The sequence below is a fragment of the Mycobacterium sp. genome (assembly GCF_002863225.1).
Taxonomy (GTDB): Bacteria; Actinomycetota; Actinomycetes; order Mycobacteriales; family Mycobacteriaceae; genus Mycobacterium.
The window spans coordinates 128083-145440 of sequence record NZ_PKEK01000009.1 but is presented as its reverse complement, the minus strand read 5'-3'; the positions used below and the strand labels follow the sequence as shown (position 1 = coordinate 145440).

At 66.7% G+C, this 17358-nt stretch carries 17 protein-coding genes, 1 pseudogene and 2 riboswitches; of the genes and pseudogenes, 7 read left to right on the top strand and 11 right to left on the bottom strand.

Annotated features, from left to right (window positions below):
* Positions 1-291: pseudogene (locus tag CYU59_RS02050) on the top strand (hypothetical protein); the annotation flags it as partial.
* Here the strand turns inward: CYU59_RS02050 and CYU59_RS02045 are convergent.
* From CYU59_RS02045 to CYU59_RS02030, 4 genes are read right to left on the bottom strand one after another with little or no spacing between them, the layout of a single operon-like run.
* The gene (locus CYU59_RS02045) at positions 288-614 is read right to left on the bottom strand and encodes a DUF732 domain-containing protein (protein ID WP_292975284.1); all 327 of its coding nucleotides are present in this window, start codon (positions 612-614) and stop codon (positions 288-290) included. The pseudogene CYU59_RS02050 and the gene CYU59_RS02045 sit on opposite strands and share 4 nt — an antisense overlap.
* A 36-nt stretch (positions 615-650) precedes the next feature.
* On the bottom strand, positions 651-1382 hold the full coding sequence (locus CYU59_RS02040) for a class I SAM-dependent methyltransferase (protein ID WP_292975281.1): 732 nt from the start codon (positions 1380-1382) through the stop codon (positions 651-653).
* Positions 1379-2527 (bottom strand): homoserine O-acetyltransferase, encoded by a 1149-nt coding sequence (locus CYU59_RS02035; protein WP_292975278.1) that lies wholly within the window; start codon positions 2525-2527, stop codon positions 1379-1381. Before CYU59_RS02035 ends, CYU59_RS02040 begins: the two co-directional genes overlap by 4 nt.
* A gap of 11 nt (positions 2528-2538) precedes the next feature.
* Positions 2539-3885, bottom strand: a complete 1347-nt coding sequence (locus CYU59_RS02030) for a bifunctional o-acetylhomoserine/o-acetylserine sulfhydrylase (RefSeq protein ID WP_292975276.1) — start codon at positions 3883-3885, stop codon at positions 2539-2541.
* Positions 3886-4059: 174 nt separating this feature from the next.
* Positions 4060-4178, bottom strand: a riboswitch (SAM riboswitch).
* Between the two features lie 173 nt (positions 4179-4351).
* On the opposite strand from CYU59_RS02030, the gene CYU59_RS02025 reads away from it, so the two are divergent.
* Positions 4352-6589, top strand: coding sequence for an NADP-dependent isocitrate dehydrogenase (locus CYU59_RS02025; protein WP_292975274.1), 2238 nt, complete (start codon positions 4352-4354; stop codon positions 6587-6589).
* A 3-nt stretch (positions 6590-6592) separates the two neighbouring features.
* Here the strand turns inward: CYU59_RS02025 and CYU59_RS02020 are convergent, their stop codons facing one another.
* The gene (locus CYU59_RS02020; RefSeq protein WP_292975272.1) at positions 6593-7633 is read right to left on the bottom strand and encodes an LLM class F420-dependent oxidoreductase; all 1041 of its coding nucleotides are present in this window, start codon (positions 7631-7633) and stop codon (positions 6593-6595) included.
* A 37-nt stretch (positions 7634-7670) separates the two neighbouring features.
* Complete coding sequence (locus CYU59_RS02015) at positions 7671-8093, bottom strand: nuclear transport factor 2 family protein (protein ID WP_292975269.1); 423 nt, start codon at positions 8091-8093, stop codon at positions 7671-7673.
* A gap of 117 nt (positions 8094-8210) precedes the next feature.
* On the opposite strand from CYU59_RS02015, the gene CYU59_RS02010 reads away from it, so the two are divergent.
* The gene (locus tag CYU59_RS02010) at positions 8211-8780 is read left to right on the top strand and encodes a PadR family transcriptional regulator (RefSeq protein WP_292975266.1); all 570 of its coding nucleotides are present in this window, start codon (positions 8211-8213) and stop codon (positions 8778-8780) included.
* Here the strand turns inward: CYU59_RS02010 and CYU59_RS02005 are convergent.
* Positions 8756-9322, bottom strand: a complete 567-nt coding sequence (locus CYU59_RS02005; RefSeq protein WP_292975264.1) for a TetR family transcriptional regulator — start codon at positions 9320-9322, stop codon at positions 8756-8758. The two genes, CYU59_RS02010 and CYU59_RS02005, sit on opposite strands and share 25 nt — an antisense overlap.
* A gap of 99 nt (positions 9323-9421) precedes the next feature.
* Here CYU59_RS02005 and CYU59_RS02000 point away from each other — a divergent pair, with 99 nt between their 5' ends.
* Entirely contained in the window at positions 9422-9826 is a 405-nt protein-coding gene (locus CYU59_RS02000) for a hypothetical protein (protein WP_292975262.1), read from the top strand.
* Positions 9826-11316 carry an FAD-dependent monooxygenase gene (locus tag CYU59_RS01995; protein ID WP_292975260.1) on the top strand — a complete coding sequence of 497 codons (1491 nt, stop codon included), beginning with the start codon at positions 9826-9828 and terminating at the stop codon, positions 11314-11316. The genes CYU59_RS02000 and CYU59_RS01995 overlap by 1 nt, the downstream gene beginning before the upstream one ends.
* Here CYU59_RS01995 and CYU59_RS01990 read toward each other — a convergent pair.
* Positions 11313-12155 carry an alpha/beta hydrolase gene (locus tag CYU59_RS01990; protein WP_292975258.1) on the bottom strand — a complete coding sequence of 281 codons (843 nt, stop codon included), beginning with the start codon at positions 12153-12155 and terminating at the stop codon, positions 11313-11315. The two genes, CYU59_RS01995 and CYU59_RS01990, sit on opposite strands and share 4 nt — an antisense overlap.
* A 183-nt stretch (positions 12156-12338) precedes the next feature.
* Here CYU59_RS01990 and trpS point away from each other — a divergent pair, with 183 nt between their 5' ends.
* Entirely contained in the window at positions 12339-13355 is a 1017-nt protein-coding gene (trpS, locus tag CYU59_RS01985; protein ID WP_292975255.1) for a tryptophan--tRNA ligase, read from the top strand.
* 9 nt (positions 13356-13364) lie between these two features.
* Positions 13365-14414 (top strand): inner membrane protein YhjD, encoded by a 1050-nt coding sequence (gene yhjD, locus CYU59_RS01980; RefSeq protein ID WP_292975253.1) that lies wholly within the window; start codon positions 13365-13367, stop codon positions 14412-14414.
* On the opposite strand, the gene CYU59_RS01975 is transcribed toward yhjD, so the two are convergent.
* The 3 genes from CYU59_RS01975 to CYU59_RS01965 all read right to left on the bottom strand — a co-directional run bounded on the left by CYU59_RS01975 (position 14415) and on the right by CYU59_RS01965 (position 17357).
* Positions 14415-14729 (bottom strand): multidrug efflux SMR transporter, encoded by a 315-nt coding sequence (locus CYU59_RS01975; RefSeq protein ID WP_292975250.1) that lies wholly within the window; start codon positions 14727-14729, stop codon positions 14415-14417.
* 11 nt (positions 14730-14740) lie between these two features.
* Positions 14741-14805, bottom strand: a riboswitch (guanidine-III (ykkC-III) riboswitch).
* Positions 14806-14820: 15 nt separating this feature from the next.
* A complete protein-coding gene (nagA, locus tag CYU59_RS01970; protein WP_292975247.1) occupies positions 14821-15963 on the bottom strand; it encodes an N-acetylglucosamine-6-phosphate deacetylase in 1143 nt (380 codons plus the stop codon).
* Positions 15954-17357, bottom strand: a complete 1404-nt coding sequence (locus CYU59_RS01965; protein ID WP_292975245.1) for a sugar porter family MFS transporter — start codon at positions 17355-17357, stop codon at positions 15954-15956. Before CYU59_RS01965 ends, nagA begins: the two co-directional genes overlap by 10 nt.
* Position 17358 lies beyond the last annotated feature (1 nt).

The window sequence follows — 17358 nt, the reverse complement described above, 5'->3', positions numbered from 1 at the left end:
GCCAGAGACCGCGGCTGCACCTTCCCCGGCTGCACCGTGCCCGCCTACCAGTGCCAGGTCCACCACAACAACCCCTACCGCACCCACCCCGAAACCGACGCCAACACCATGACCCTGACCTGCGGCCCCAACCACGACCTCACCGAACAAGGCTGGACCACCCACAACAACACCCACGGCCAAACCGAATGGATCCCACCACCCCACCTCGACCACGGCCAACCCCGCACCAACACCTACCACCACCCCGAAAAACTCCTCCGAGATGACGACGAGGACGAGCCGTCCTAGTAGGTGAGGGTCGTCGGCACCAGCGTGGCCTTGTCGAGGCAGAAGTTCGACAGCGCCGCGCCGATGACCAGCGCGGACAGATGCATGTTCAGGCCGCTCGCGGCGTTCTCCTGGTTCACCGCTGCCACCAGGGGATCGAAGCCGACCGCGGGCAGTCGGTCGCACAGCTGCCGGCCGTACGCGGGCGAGGCCGCGGGGCTGCCGTCCGGGACACCGACCGAATGGATGCCGTACAGATACGCGTTGTCGTTTTCGTCAGCATGGGCCAGCGGTGCAGCGCTGATCGCCAGCACGCAACCGACGACGAGCGATGTCAGTTTCACACCACGAACCATAGCCCCGGCTGGTCAGCCGCGACGTCAGGTCAACGTCGCCCGCACACACACCGTCACGTACGGCAACGCAAGACCGCCGGCGTTGGCGAGGGCAGGATGTGTGGCGAGCAACTCGCGCACTTGATCCAGCGTCTTGGTGCGGACCTGGGTGGGCGAGGTGATGCAGTAGCTACGCGACGCGACCAAGTCGATCAGTGCTTGCGGCGTAAGGTAATTCGTCCACTCGACCTGATGGCGCTGCACGTCGGTGAACGGCTCGGGCAGCGTGACGTGGTCGCGCATCGGATCGCCGTCGCGGCCGATGATGCGGCCCAATTCGCGCACCCAACCGGATCGCTCGTCGCGGGTGTTCCACACCAAACCCAGTCGCCCACCGGGCCGCAGCACCCGGGCCAGCTCGGGAATCGCGCGTGCCGGATTGAACCAATGCCACGCCTGCGCCACCAGCACCGCGTCAACACTGTTGTCCGCCAACGGAATCTCCTCCGCCGTCCCCAACAGCGCCGGCGTGCCCGGCAGCGAGACGCGCAGCATCTCCAGCATCTCCGCGATCGGGTCGACCGCGACGACGTCCAGCCCACGCTCCACCAGCCGGCTGGTCAGCTTGCCGGTCCCAGCGCCGAGGTCCAGCACGTCGCGGGCCCCCGACGGCAACAACCAGTCGATGGCCTCCGGCGGATACGACGGGCGGCCGCGCTCGTACGCGGCCGCTTCAGAGCCAAAAGACAATGAGCGGGCCTGTGAATACTGAGTCACCGCGAACACGCACCCTTCGCCGCGGCCAAATCCAGGGTCTGTTGCACCAGCGCGCCGACCGAGTCGGTCTCGACCAGAAAACCGTCGTGCCCGTAAATCGAGTCGACCACCTCGAGTCCGGCGCAGCCCGGCAGCAGTTCGGCCAACTCGGCTTGCAGCCGCAGGGGATAGAGGCGGTCGGAGGTGATCCCGCCGACCACTGCCGGCACCGGACAGCCGCGCAGCGCGGCCTCGACCCCACCCCGGCCCCGCCCGACGTCATGACTCGACAGCGACTCGGTGAGCACCACATAACTGCCGGCGTCGAACCGTGACACCAGCTTGCCGCCCTGGTGCTGCAGGTAGCTCTGTACCGCGTACCGGCCGCCGGACGACGGATCCGTGGGATCTTCACCGACCTGCGGCGCATTGCCGAACCGGGCGTCCAGTTCGGTCTCGCCGCGGTAGGTCAGGTGAGCGAAACGGCGAGCGATCTCCAGCCCGGTGTCCGGGGACAGCCCGGTCTCGTAATAGTTGCCACCCTGCCAATTCGGGTCGGCCTTGATGGCTGCGATCTGCGTGCACTGCGTGCCGATCTGGTCGGCGGTGGCGCGGGCGCCCACGGCCAGCAGCAGCCCGGCGCCCACCCTGTCGGGATGCGCGACCATCCACTCCAGCGCTCGCGCGCCGCCCATCGAACCGCCGAGCACGGCCGCGACCTCGCTGATGCCCAGCGCGGCCAGTGCCGCCACGTCAGCCTCGACCTGATCCCGGATGGACACCAGCGGAAACCTTGAGCCCCATGGCTTTCCGTCCGGAGCGGTCGAGCCCGGCCCGGTCGATCCGCGGCAACCGCCCAGGACGTTGGTGGCCACCGCGCACCACCGGTCGGTGTCGATCGGTGCACCCGGTCCGGCGATTCCGTCCCACCAGCCCGGCGTCGGGTGCCCCGGCCCGGCTGGGCCGGTGAGGTGCGAGTCGCCGGTCAGCGCGTGCAGCACGACGACGACATTGTCGCGGTTCGGCGAGAGTTCGCCCCAGCGCTGAACGGCGATGCTGACGTCGTCCAGGACTGCGCCGCTTTCCAGCGTCAGCGAGCCGACATCGACAATGCCGACCTCGCCTTCGGCGGGCAGCGTCTGCGTCGGCATGTCAGAGATTGTCACCTGTGGACTCCTCAGAACGCCGCCGCGGCATGCGGGTCGCCGGCTCCGGCGTGCCTGCGAGCGGCCGCGAAACCGAGTTCGAGGTCGGCCAGAATGTCGTTGATTCCCTCGATACCCACCGCCAGCCGCACCAAACCGGGGCTCACCCCGGCGGACAGCTGCTCGGCGGGGCTGAGCTGTGCATGGGTCGTCGACGCCGGGTGGATCACCAGCGACCGCACGTCACCGATGTTGGCGACGTGGCTGTGCAACTCGAGCGCATTGACGAAGGCCTTGCCCGCCGCCACACCACCGGCCAGTTCGAACGACAGCACGGCCCCGGTTCCCTTGGGCGCCAACTTCTTTCCCAATCCGAACCATGGGGAGCTGGCCAGCCCGGCGTAGTTGACCGACAGCACGTCGTCATGGCGTTCCAGGTACTCGGCCACCCGCTGGGCGTTGGCGACGTGCCGCTCGATCCGCAGGCTCAGCGTCTCCAGGCCCTGGGCGACCAGGAACGCGTTGAACGGCGACGCCGCCGAACCGAGGTCGCGCAGCAGTTGCACCCGCGCTTTGAGGGCGAACGCCGGCGGTCCGAGCTCGGCGTACACCACACCGTGGTAGCTGGGATCGGGCACGGTGAAGCCGGGAAACCGGCCCCGGGTCCAGTCGAAGGTGCCGCCGTCGACGATCACACCGGCGATTGCGGAGCCGTGACCCCCGAGGTACTTGGTCGCCGAGTGCACCACGATGTCGGCGCCGTGCTGGATCGGCTGGATCAGGTACGGGGTGGCGACGGTGTTGTCGACGATCAACGGCACACCGTTCTCGTGCGCCACCGCGGCGACCCCGGGGATGTCCAGGATGTCGATCTGAGGGTTGGAGATGGTCTCGGCGAAAAACGCCTTGGTGTTGGGACGCGCCGCGGCGCGCCACGAGTCCACGTCGTCGGGATTGTCGACGAAGCTGACCTCGATACCGAGTTTGGGCAGCGAGTAGTGGAACAGGTTGTACGTGCCGCCGTAGAGCCGGGGGCTGGACACGATGTGGTCCCCGGCGCCGGCGATATTCAGGATCGCGAAGGTCTCGGCGGCCTGGCCCGAGGCGAGAAACAGCGCGGCCACCCCACCCTCCAGCGCCGCGATGCGCTGTTCGACCACGTCGGTGGTCGGGTTGCCGATGCGGGTGTAGATGTTGCCCGGGACTTCGAGTCCGAACAGGGCGGCGGCGTGCGAGGTGTCGTTGAAGACGTAGGACGTGGTCTGGTAGATCGGCAGCGCGCGGGCGCCGGTGGCCGGACAGGGCTGCTGGCCGACGTGGATCTGCTTGGTCTCGAACGACCAGTTTTGGGTGGGATCGGGTTCGGTGTCAGTGCTCACGATGGTTGGCTTTCTGGAAAGTATGACGATGTGTATTCGTTGCTGAGGCGGCGCGGGACGTCATGGACGACGCCAACCGGCGGCGCGAGGATCAGCAGCTGTGACGCATGATGGGCCAGCCCACATAGGTGCGCATCAGGTTTCCCTGTCTACTCCGGGGGGCCCATCACGGCGGACCCGCGCTTGCCGCGTAGCCGCTACGGCTACGAAACCTGGTCTTCACCCGGAGCACCCCACCGCGGATGGAGGGTTGCCGGCCAGCGAGCCGGGGCTTGACGCTGGCGCTCATGACCGAAATGAAGCTTAGCTCATCCACGCGAACGGGTGCCAGCGGTCAGCCGGGCGTACTCGCCGGTAGCAGGAACGGCCAGATCGAGGTCGACATCAGCGCAAACGTGCTTGATAACGTGGCAACCAGATTCATCGCGAAGCCCCGTCAGGATCTACCGATACCGGGAGAAACACCGTGAGCGCCGAACAGCCGACCATCATCTACACGCTGACTGACGAGGCGCCGCTGCTGGCGACCTATGCCTTCCTGCCGATCGTGCGAGCGTTCGCCGAACCCGCCGGAATCACCATCCAGACCAGTGACATCTCGGTGGCCGCGCGGATCCTGGCCGAGTTCTCCGATTACCTGACCGACGAACAGCGGGTGCCCGACAACCTGGGCGAGCTCGGCCGGCTGACCAAAGAGGCCGACACCAACATCATCAAGCTGCCGAACATCAGCGCGTCGGTGCCTCAGCTGGTGGCCGCGGTCAAGGAACTGCAAGGCAAGGGATTCAAGCTTCCGGACTACCCGCAGAGCGCGAAAACCGATGAGGACAAGGAAATCCGCGACCGCTACGCGAAGTGTCTGGGCAGCGCCGTGAATCCCGTTCTGCGGCAAGGAAACTCAGACCGCCGTGCGCCGAAGGCCGTCAAGGAGTACGCGCGAAAGCACCCGCACAGCATGGCCGACTGGTCACAGGCGTCCCGCACGCATGTGGCGACCATGAAGCACGGCGACTTCTATCACGGTGAGAAGTCGATGACGCTGGATCGTGACCGCGAGGTCAAGATGGAGTTGAAGACCAAGAGCGGCAAAACGATTGTGCTCAAGCCAAAGGTGTCGTTGCACGACGGTGACGTCATCGACAGCATGTTCATGAGCAAGAAGGCGCTCATCGAGTTCTACGAGGCCGAGATCGAGGACGCCTACGCGACCGGTGTGATGTTCTCGCTGCACGTCAAGGCGACGATGATGAAGGTCAGCCACCCCATCGTCTTCGGCCACGCAGTCAAGACGTTCTACAAAGAGGCTTTCGACAAGCATCAGGAGTTGTTCGACGAGCTGGGTGTCAACGTCAACAACGGCCTCGTCGACCTGTACAACAGGCTCGAATCACTGCCGGCGTCTCAGCGCGAAGAGGTCATCCGTGATCTGCACGCCTGCCACGAGCACCGTCCCGAGTTGGCGATGGTCGATTCGGCCAAGGGCATCAGCAACTTTCACTCGCCGAGCGACGTGATCGTCGATGCGTCGATGCCGGCGATGATCCGCGCCGGCGGCAAGATGTACGGCGCCGACGGCCGGCAGAAGGACACCAAGGCGGTCAACCCGGAGTCCACTTTCTCGCGGATCTACCAGGAGATCATCAACTTCTGCAAGACGCACGGCCAGTTCGATCCGACCACGATGGGCACGGTGCCCAACGTGGGGCTGATGGCGCAGCGCGCGGAGGAATACGGTTCGCACGACAAGACTTTCGAGATTCCCGAGGACGGCGTCGCCGACATCGTCGACCTCGAGACCGGTGAGGTCCTGCTGTCGCAGAACGTCGAGGAGGGTGACATCTGGCGGATGCCCATCGTGACCGATGCGGCGATCCGCGACTGGGTCAAGCTGGCCGTGACCCGTGGCAGGAATTCGGGCATGACGGTGCTGTTCTGGCTGGACACCGAACGGCCGCACGAGGCCGAGCTGCGCAAGAAGGTCAAGGCCTACCTCAAGGAGTCGGACACCGAGGGCCTGGAGATCCAGATCATGCCGCAGGTATGGGCCATGCGGTACACCCTGGAGCGGGTCATGCGCGGCGAAGACACCATCGCCGCAACGGGAAACATCCTGCGGGACTACCTGACTGACCTGTTCCCGATCTTGGAGCTGGGTACCAGCGCGAAGATGCTGTCCATCGTGCCGCTGATGGCCGGTGGCGGCATGTACGAGACCGGGGCGGGCGGATCGGCCCCCAAGCACGTTCACCAGCTCGTCGAGGAGAACCACCTGCGCTGGGACTCGCTCGGCGAATTCCTGGCGCTGGGAGCATGTTTCGAAGACATCGGGGTCAAGACCGGCAACGAGCGCGCGAAGATCCTGGGCAAGACGCTCGACGACGCGATCGGCGCGCTGCTGGACAACAACAAGAGCCCGTCGCGCAAGACCGGTGAACTCGACAACCGGGGCAGCCAGTACTACCTGGCGCTGTACTGGGCCCGCACGCTCGCCGAACAGCACGAGGACGAGGAGTTGCGCAAGCACTTCGCCGCGCTGGCCGACGAGCTCGGCAAGGACGAGGACGCGATCATCTCCGAACTCGCTGCTGCACAAGGCGAACCCGTCGACATCGGCGGCTACTACCGACTCGACGACGAGAAGACCATCGCGGTGATGCGTCCCAGCAAGACGCTCAACGCCGCACTGGCGGCGGCCCAGGACTGAGGGTCAGTCCACCAGGCCGCGCAGCGTCTCGATCAGCTTGACGCGCTCGGCCGCGGTCTCGGCCACGGGAACCACGTTCAGGGTGGTCACGCCGACTTCGCGGAAAGCCGCGATGCGTTCCTTGACGAATTCCGGTGACCCGATCAACGAGACGTCACGCACCAACTCGTCCGGGACCGCCTTGGCGGCGGCTTCCTTGTCGCCGGCCAGATAGAGCTCCTGGATCCGATCAGCCTGCGGCCCATAGCCGTATCGGGTGGCCAGGGTGCGATAGAAGTTCTTCCCCTTGGCGCCCATGCCGCCGATGTAGAGCGCCAGGTGAGGCTTCACGATTTCCCGCAGCGGCTCGACGTTGTCGCCGATGGCCAGAGTGGGACCGGCGAACACCTCCAGGTCGCCCAACACCGGGTCGCGCTTGGCCTTGCCGGCCGCCAGCGACTTGCCCCAGACATCCTGTGCCTTCTCGGGCAGGAAGAAGATCGGCTGCCAGCCCTCGGCGAGTTCGGCGGCCAGCTCGACGTTCTTGGGTCCGAGCGCGGCGATCAGAATCGGAATACGCTCTCGCACAGGCTTGTTGATCAGCTTCAGGGCCTTGCCCAGACCGGTTCCCTTCTCGGCCGGCAACGGGACCTGGTAGTGCTCACCCTGGTACTGCAGCTTCTCGCGACGCCATACCTGGCGGCAGATCTCGATCACTTCGCGGGTCCGGGCGATCGGCGCGTCGTAGCGGACGCCGTGGAAACCCTCGATCACCTGGGGTCCCGACGCGCCCAGGCCCAGGGTGTAACGACCGTCGGAGACGTAGTCCAGCCCGGCGGCGGTCATTGCGGTCAGCGTGGGTGTGCGGGTGTAGAGCTGCAGAATGCCCGAGGCCAGTTCGACCCGCTCGGTGCTGGCGGCGAGATAGCCCAGCGCGCTCACCGCGTCGTACGAATACGCTTCGGGGACAAAGACTATGTCGAGGCCGGCGCGCTCGAGGTCGGCCACCTCGGCGGCCACCTCTTTGAAGCCGCCCGCGTAGTTGATTCCTAGTCCGATTCGCATGCCTGGCTGCTCCCTTGTTTTCTTGAGGCCCTGTGTTCTATGCCTCGGCGAACTGGTCGGCCAGTTCGGCGGCCTCGGTCTGGATTCGCGGAAATTGTGCGGCCATCGCTTCGGACAATGCCGTCGCACCGGAAAGCGGTCGCACCATCACCTTAAGGTCGTCGATCAGGCCGTCTTCATTGACGTGCAGGAAGTCGCAGCCGTTGATCGTCACGCCGGGGGCACCGACGACGCCGGTCTCGAACTCCAACGCGTGCAGGCCGCTGTCGGCGTCATGGATCTCACGGACATAGCGGAAGTTTTCGAAGACCCGCAGCACGCCGCGCAGGATCGCGGCGGTGATCGGCTTGCCGACGTAGGGCTTGAACGCCACCGGACTGGTGAACACGACGTTGTCGGCGAGCAGGGCCTCGACGGCCGCCTCGTCGCGATCTTCGACCGCCTTGCGGAAGGGGTGCATCGGGATACCTCTAATGGTCAACTTGTTGAGTAGGTCAGCTCGACCATAAAGCCCCGATCCCGGTAAGTCCAGAGCCGATTAATCAATTTCTTGATTACTCTCGGGTACGATTGCTCCATGTCGTTGCGTGATGCGGTGCTGGCGGCCCTGCTCGAGGGGGAGTCGTCCGGTTACGACCTGGCCAAAGACTTCGACGCGTCGGTGGCGAACTTCTGGATGGCGACTCCGCAGCAGCTCTACAAAGAACTCGAGCGTCTGGCCGAGCAGGGCCTCATCGAGGCGCGGATCGTGCAGCAGGAACGCCGGCCCAACAAGCGGATGTTCTCGCTGACCGAGGCGGGATACGAGGCGATTCGCCAGTTCACCGCGAAGCCGGCGAAGCCGTCGGTCATCCGAGACGAGCTGCTGATCAAGGTGCAGGCCTTCGATGTCGGCGACGCGGCGGCCGTCCGCCAGTTGATCATCGAGCGTCGCGACCGGGCCGAGGTCAAAGTGCAGCGCTACGAGCGACTGCGCATGCGAATCCTCGATGGCCGCACCGAGCAGGAGTTCCTGGCTACGGCGCCGCGGGTGGGGCCGTATCTGACATTGATGCGCGGCATTTCCTACGAAGAAGAAAACCTGCGCTGGGCCGAGCGCGCGCTGGTGGTCGTCGAGCAGCGTCAGGGCGCGGGTTCGGTCAGGTAGTGGGCGAGTACCGGGCGTAGCCACTCGACGAGCCGCGCGTCGGACATGCCGGTCAGCGGCGGTACGCCGAGGATGTAGCGCGCCACGGCGACCCCGAGCAACTGCGAGCCGACCAGCGCCGCACGTTCTGGTGCGCGGTCGGGCGTGACGGCCGCCAGCGCGGGGGCCACCTGACCGACGAAAACCGTCAGCAGGGTCTCGGCCGCCGCCGGGTTCGTCGCGGCTGCGCGCAGTAACGGCAGCAGCGGTCCTTGCGGCCCCCAGGCCTCGATGAACACCGGCAGCAGGACGTCGGCGAGCCGGTCGGGGGCGATGCCGACCAGGTCCGGGAGCGTGATGACGAATTGCGATGCCGCCGCGAAGAGCCCGGACTTGCTGCCGAAGTAATGCATGACCAGCGCCGGATCGACTCCGGCCGCCGAGGCCACCGAACGGATGGTGGTGCGTTCGAAACCGTGGCTGCCGAACTGTGACCGGGCGGTGTCGAGGATGGCGGCCCGGGTGGCCGGACCGTCGCGCCCATCGCGTGCTCTCGGAGGCATGCCGGGAAGTGTATTCAACAACTGTTGACATTTGCTGGCGAATCGGCCTAGCTTCTGTTTCAACAGTTGTTGAACCACTCAGCACCGGAGGTCACGCTCATGACCGTCACCGCCATCCAGATCGGGATCGATCCGGACGCCATCGACTACTCCTCGGCCGACTTCGCCCGGTTTCGGGGTCTGTCGAAGGAGAAGCTGCGAGCCGCCAACGACGAGAACGTCGCCGGGTTGCGCGCCGCCGGATACGGCGTCGACAACTGTCTGATCGACGTCGGCCAGGCGGGGGTGGACAAGGCCCGGCAATGGCTGGAGGCCAAGCGGTATGACGCGGTGCTGATCGGCGCCGGTGTGCGCCTCGTCGCCGCCAACACGCTGCTGTTCGAGGCGATCGTCAACGCCGCGCACATTGCCCAGCCCGGCTGCCGGTTCGTCTTCAACCGTGATGCCGTCTCGACGCCCGACGACATCCGTCGCTGGTACCCCGACCCGGAGGCGGTGGCTTGATGGCGACACACCCGGAAAACACTGTCGACGTTCTGGTGGTCGGCGCGGGCCCGACCGGCCTGACCGCCGCCGGCGACCTGGCGCGCATCGGCCGGTCGGTCACGGTGCTGGAACGCTGGCCGTCGGTCAATCCGGCCAGCCGCGCATTCGCCACCATGGCGCGCACGCTGGAGGTGCTGGACGCCCGCGGCATCGCCGATGGCCTACTAGCCCGCGCGCACAAGGCCACCGGAGTGACGCTGTTCGGTGGCGCCCGGCTGGACCTGACCCACCTGGAATCGCCCTATCAGTTCGCGATGATCACCCCGCAGACCAACGTCGACCAGGCGATCGCGGCCTACGCCGTCGCGCAGGGAGCCGATGTCCGGCGCGGCGAAGAGGTCGTGGGGCTCGAGCAGGATGCCGACGGCGTGTCGGTGACCACCCGACCGTACCAGGGCGGACCCGAGATGCGTTGGCGAGCACAGTATCTCATCGGCGCGGACGGTGCCCACAGCACGGTACGAGGATTGTTGGGCGTGGACTTCCCCGGGAAGACGGTGTTGTCGTCCATCGTGCTGGCCGACGTCAAACTTGCCAACGGTCCGACCGGCGGCGGGCTGACGTTGGGCAGCACCCGCAACGAATTCGCGTTCTTGGCGCCGTACGACCGTCACGAGGGGGACGGTCGTTGGTACCGCGCAATGGTGTGGGATCGCGCGCATCAGGTGCCGGACAGTGAACCGGTGGACCGCGCGGAGATCGTCGGGATTCTCGCCCGTGCGATGAAGGCTGATCTCGGTCTGCTCGAGATCAGTTGGAAGTCTCGATTCCATTGCGACGAGCGGCAAGTCGCGCAGTATCGGCATGGCCGCGTGTTCCTGGCGGGCGATGCGGCGCACGTCCACTCGCCGATGGGCGGTCAGGGCATGAACACCGGCATCCAGGACGCCGCCAACCTCGCCTGGAAAATCGACGCCGCGCTGGCCGGGGCCGACGATGCGGTGCTGGACAGCTACCAATACGAGCGACACCCGATCGGCAAGCGGGTCCTGCTGCAATCCGGAATGATTGCCCGCGGTGTCACATTGCATCCGCGGTTCGCCCGCGGCGTTCGAAATCTGTTGGCGCCCAGGATGCTACGGATACCCCGGCTGCGGGACGTGGTGGCGGGTAGTTTCGCCGGAACGACGTTGCGCTATCCGCACCGGGCTGGCGAGAGCGCTCTGGTGGGCACCCGCGCGACCCAGATCCCGCTGATCGGGGACCGGTTGACGTATCTGCAGCGCGAGCCCGGTTTCGTGCTGGTGCGCGAATGCGGCCGGGCTGCGGTCGGCGTGACCGATCTGCATCAGGCGGAGCGGGCCGACGCCGGCCCCGCGGTGCTGGTGCGGCCGGACGGCTACATCGCCTGGGCCGGCGACTCGGGCAACTGCTCGCAATGGCTGGACGCGCTGGCTCGGTGGACCGCTCCGGCCGCGCGGCCGCATGTGGTGCCGGCGACCGCCTAACTGGCGGGCGGGTCGACCGCTTGGCGGCCCTGGGTGTGCTCGGACAAGAAGCCGTGGATGGCCTCGGTGACCCGGGCCGGGGCCTCGAACATCGGGATGTGCCCGACGCCCTCGAGTTCGGTGATGCGGGTCCCGCGCGGCAACTGCGCCTGGAAATAGCGGTGCGACCGCGGCCCCGGGAACACCCGGTCCTTCTGGCAGAGCACCAGGTGAGCCGGTACGCCGGTCTGCGCCAACTCGATAAGGCCGGGGTTCCACAGCGATTTGACCAGTAGCTGGAAGTACGCCGGGCAGTGCGCCACGTCGTCGACGATGGCAGCCAGTTGTTCGTCGGTGACCCCGTCGGGTGTCCCGCTGATCGGCAGCGTGGAGAGTTGTCGGGTGCCGGGCAACCGCAGCGCCTTGACTCCCAGGAGACGGGCGAACGCCCAGAACGGCATGCCCGCGACGAACTTCGCGATCACCTCGAACTTGGCCGGGTTCCAACGGGTCCACCCGCCGGCGGGAGCGATACCGGTCACGGTGCGGGCTCGACCGCGGCGCTCCAGCTCGAAGGCCACCCAGCCGCCCAGCGAATTGCCGACGATATGCGCTGTCTCCCAACCCAATTCGTCGAGCTGACGTTCGACGTGGTCGGCGAGCACCGCCGAACTCAGAAACCAGGTGCCGGACTTCGGGCCGCCGTTGTGGCCGGCCATGGTCGGGGCGAACACTTCGTAGGAGCCGGTGTCGGCCAGTTGCGCGGCAACGTCGTTCCAGACCAGCTGGGAGATCAGGAACGGATGCAGCAGCAGGACCGGCTCGCCCGAGCCGACGTGGATGGGGGCGCGATTTATCACGTCGCCGACATTATGGCGATACCGCCGGTACCGCAAGAAGCACCGGTGGTCGCGTGAAAAGATTGCGTGGCGCTCGAGATTGCGCCGACGACGATGCAGAGCGAAGCGATGAGGAGGAGTGGCGCTCGAGAGCGCCGCCGACGACGATGCAGAGCGAAGCGATGAGGAGGAGTGGCGCTCGACATGACCGCCCCTGAGACCAGCCGGGTGTTCTCCGGCGTGCAGCCCACCTCCGACTCGCTCCATCTCGGAAACGCGCTGGGCGCCGTCACGCAGTGGGCCCAGCTGCAGGACGACCACGACGCGTTCTTCTGCGTCGTCGATCTGCACGCGATCACGATCCCGCAGGACCCTGCGACGCTGCGGCGCCGAACCCTGGTGACCGCCGCCCAGTACCTCGCGCTCGGCGTCGACCCCGCCCGCAGCACGATCTTCGTGCAGAGCCACGTCCCGGCGCACACCCAGCTGGCCTGGGTGCTGGGCTGCTTCACCGGCTTCGGCCAGGCCTCACGGATGACGCAGTTCAAGGACAAGTCGTCCAAGCAGGGCAGCGACGCGACCACCGTCGGCCTGTTCACCTATCCGGTGCTGCAGGCCGCCGATGTGCTGGCCTACGACGCCGAATTGGTGCCGGTCGGTGAAGATCAGCGACAGCATCTGGAGCTGGCGCGCGACATCGCGCAACGGTTCAACAGCCGCTACCCGGACACGTTCGTCGTGCCAGAGGTCTTGATTCCGAAGGCCACCGCGAAGATCTACGACCTGCAGGACCCGTCGTCGAAGATGAGCAAGTCGGCGGCCACGGATGCCGGCCTGATCAGCCTGCTCGACTCGCCGACGGTGTCTGCCAAGAAGATTCGCTCCGCGGTCACCGACAGCGAGCGGGAGATCCGCTTCGACCCGGTGGAAAAGGCCGGCGTCTCGAACCTGCTGAGCATCCAGTCCGCGGTCACCGGCGTCGAGATCGCGAAGCTGGTCGACGGGTATGCCGGACGCGGTTACGGCGACCTGAAGAAGGACACCGCCGAAGCCGTCGTCGAGTTCGTCACGCCGATCAAGGCGCGGGTGGACGAATTGCTCGCCGATCCAACCGAACTCGAGGTTGTGCTGGCTTCGGGGGCGGCGCGGGCCGACGGCGTCGCTGCAAAGACGGTCGAGCGGGTATACGACCGCCTAGGGTTTTTACCGAGACGTCTATAGCGGGTGGTGATGAGCGAACCGGCCAAGCCAGGAATCCTGGATCGACTGCGGGCGCGGTACGCATGGTTGGACCACGCGATTCGGGCCAATGACTGGTTCGACGAATGTCAGGGCAATTTCTTCGCGGCCGGTCTGACGTACTACACGATCTTCGCGTTGTTCCCGCTGCTGATGGTCGGATTCAGTGTGGCCGGGTTCCTGTTGTCGCGGCGTCCCAGCGTGCTGGCCGCGATCGACAACAAGGTCAGGCACGCGGTGCCCGGCGCCCTGGGCCAGCAGATGCTCGACCTGATGAATTCGGCGATCGACGCCCGGGCATCGGTCGGTGTGATCGGTCTGGCCGTCGCCCTGTGGGTGGGACTCAACTGGATGAGCAACCTGCGGGTCGCGCTGACCGAGTTGTGGCGGCAGACCGACGGATCGAAGGGATACGTCCGCACCAAATTCTCCGACCTCGTCGCGATGGTGTCGTCGTTCTTCGCCATCTTCGCCACCCTTGCGCTCAGCGCGCTGGCCGGAGCGGGACCGATGGCCCGGCTGCTGCGGGCGCTGGGTCTGCACGACCTTCCGGTGCTCGACGCGATCCTGCGTTCCGTTTCGGTGCTGGTGTCATTCCTGTTGTCGTGGTTGGTGTTCGGTTGGATGATCGCCCGGTTGCCCAGGGATCCGGTCGACTTCGGCAGCGCCGTGCGCGCGGCACTCCTGGCGGCGGTCGGCTTCGAAGTGTTCAAGCTGGTCGGGTCGATCTACCTGAAGTCGGTGCTGCGCAGCCCGGCCGGAGCCACCTTCGGGCCGGTGCTGGGCCTGATGGTGTTCGCTTACGTCACAGCGCGGCTGCTGCTGTTCGCGACCGCGTGGGCGGCGACGACGGGCCCCGTCCCGCCGCCGCCGGAGACTCAGCCCGAGCAGCCGGAGCAGCCGGAGCAGCCGGAGCTGAGGGTCTCGATTCCCCGGCTGCCACCGGCCGATGGACTCAAGGCGCGACAGCTGGCCACCGCCGCCGTCGTGGGTGCCATTGGTGCCCTGGGCTTTTCCCGGCTCACCCGTCGGACCAGGTGATCAGCTCACCAGTTTCAAGCCGGCGATGCAGCCGACTACACCGGCGATCAGCAACACCTTGATCGGCGAAGCGGTCTCCTCGCCGGTCAGCATCGCGTAACCCACGGTGAGCACCGCGCCGACGCCGACCCAGACCGCATAGCTGGTACCCGTTGGCAGGCTTCGCATTGCCACGGCCAGGCCCATCATCGAAAACAGCACGGCCACCGCAAAAATGAGCGACGGGACCAGCTTGGTGAATCCGTCCGAACGGTCCATCGCGGTGGCCCACACCGCCTCGAGAACCCCGGAGGCCACCAGAATCAGCCACGCCATCGCACACCTCTCCCGCGCCGTCTTGTCGTTGGCCGGGTACGGTGCGCCTCGTCCGGGTGTCAGGTGCTGACCCGTCCGACGGTAGCAAACGTCAGGGCTCGACCGCCCAGTCGCCACCGGTCATGACGGCGCGCACCGAGAGATCGCGCTCCAGCACAACAAGATTGGCGTCGTATCCGACGTGCAGCGCGCCGGCGCCGGCCAGGCCGATTGCCCGGGCCGGGGTCGTCGACGTCAACTGCACGGCCGCCAACAGGGCGGCGTCCCGGTCGGCACCGAGCCCGGCCGCGGTCGCGAACAACCGGTCCATGGTCGCGGTGCTGCCGGCGATGGTCGAGGTCCCTCGCACCCGCGCCACCCCCTGGGCGACGTCGACCGGCACCGAGCCGAGCTGATACTCACCGTCGTTCGCGCCCGCCGCGGCGATCGCGTCGGTGACCAGCGCGACCCGGTCGGCTCCGGCGGCCTGCACGGTCGTTCGCACTACCGCGGGGTGGACGTGGACGCCGTCGGCGATCAACTCCACGGTCACCCGCGGATCCTCCAGCAGTGCGAGCACCGGCCCCGGCTCGCGATGGTGCAGTGGCGGCATCGCGTTGAACAGATGGGTTGCTACGGTGGCACCCAATTCGATGGCCTGGCGGGTCTGCTCGTAGGTCGCATCGGTATGACCAAGCGCCACAACCACTCCGGCGTCGACCAGGCGGGCAATCGCCTCCTCGCTGCCCGGTCGCTCGGGCGCCAGGGTGACCATTCGGATCGTGCCGTCACCGGCGGTCAGCAGCGCGTCGATCTCAGCGGGCGTCGCATCACGCATCTGCGCCGCGTCGTGAGCCCCGCAATGCGCAGCGCTGAGCCAGGGTCCTTCTAGATGGATGCCGGCGATGATGCCCGCGCGGGTCGCCTCGGCGAGTCCGCGCACCGCGGTGACCAACTGCTCCGGGGGGCCGGTGACCAGGCTGGCCAAGGTAGCGGTGGTGCCGTGTTCACGGTGAAAAGCGCAGGCGCGCAGAACTTCTGACATCTTGCCCGTGAGAAAAGACGCGCCACCGCCGCCGTGCACATGGATGTCGACGAAACCGGGAACCACCAGCGCGTCGGGCAGGTCGACATCGGGGGATCGGGGCGGCACGCCCGCGCCGCAGCCCGCGATCGTGGTGCCCGAGGAGTACACCCAACCCGGGCGGCAGACGCCTTGTTCGAGTACGACTGTGCCGGCCGCTATCAGCGGCATACCGACACATCCGTTGCCGCGCTGGGGGTTTCGTCGGGCCAGCGGCCCCCACTCTCCCAGAAGTGGCGGATGTCTTCGAGCTGTCGGCCCTTGGTTTCGGGGGCGAACTTGTAGACCATGACAAGTCCGACCACCGCGAGCAGCGCGAAGATGCTGAACATTCCGGCGCCGCCGAGGTTGTTCAGCATGGTCAGAAAGACCGACTCGATCAGCGCGTTGGCGGTCAGGTTGGCGGTGAGCATCGCGCTGGACCCCAGCGATCGCAGGTGCGCCGGGAAGCTCTCGCCGGCATAGACCCAGACCAGCGCGCCGAAACCGAAGGTGAATCCCATGGTGAACATCAGCAGCCCGACGTACCCGAATCCGGAGACGGCGCTGGACTTGGCGGCGAACACCACCACCAGGACCAGGTCGCCCAGGATCATCGCGCCGATGCCTGACAACAGGATCGGGCGGCGTCCGATCCGGTCGACCAGGAGCAGCGAGGCCAGCACCGAGGCCAGCGAAGCGACCTGAACGATGGCCGGCAGCACCAGCAGAGCGAAGTTGCCCTGAAATCCCATCGCCTCGAACAGCAGCGGGCTGTAGTAGATGATCCCGTTGATTCCGCTCAGCTCAGCGAAAAAGCCGATCCCGACGACGAACAACGTGGCGCGAAGATACGGCAGGCGCAGCATCTCGAGGATCGATCCGCCCCGTTCCTCGGCCATCGCTTCGGCGATCTCGGCGAGTTCCTTGTCGACGTCGCTGTTCGGCTCGATCCGCAGCAGTGAGCGACGGGCGTCGTCGACCCGATTCTTGAACAGATACCACCGCGCGGTGTCGGGCGTGGAGGCCAGCAGCGGCAGGACCAGCAGCGCCGGCACCGCCGCCAGCCCGAGCATCCAGCGCCAGCTACCCGAATCCGCCAGCGCGAACGCCGACAGGTAGCCACCGATGATGCCCAGGATGGTTGCCACCTGGTAGGTGACCAGCAGCGAGCCGCGCTGCTGCGCCGGCGCAGATTCGGCGATGAAGACCGGCGTCACCGCGGCGGACAACCCGATGGTCATGCCGAGCAGCATGCGTGCCGTCATCAGCCACGGCATCGACACGGCGGCCGCGCCCAGTAGCGAGAAAACCGCGTAGCCGCCGGCCACCATCATCATCGAGCGTTTGCGTCCGATCGCGTTGGCCAGGAACCCGCCGCTGAGCGCGCCACAGATTTCGCCGATCACCACCATGGTCGTCAGCAATTCCTGCTTACGGACGGTCAGGCTGAAATCGTTGGTGATGAACAGCAGCGCACCGGCGATGTTGGACAGGTCGTAGCCGCAGATGATGCCCAGGGTCGCCGCCGTGACGGCGATCATCATTCGCCGTCGCGACCGCAGTGACTCGCCGATGCGGCTCACG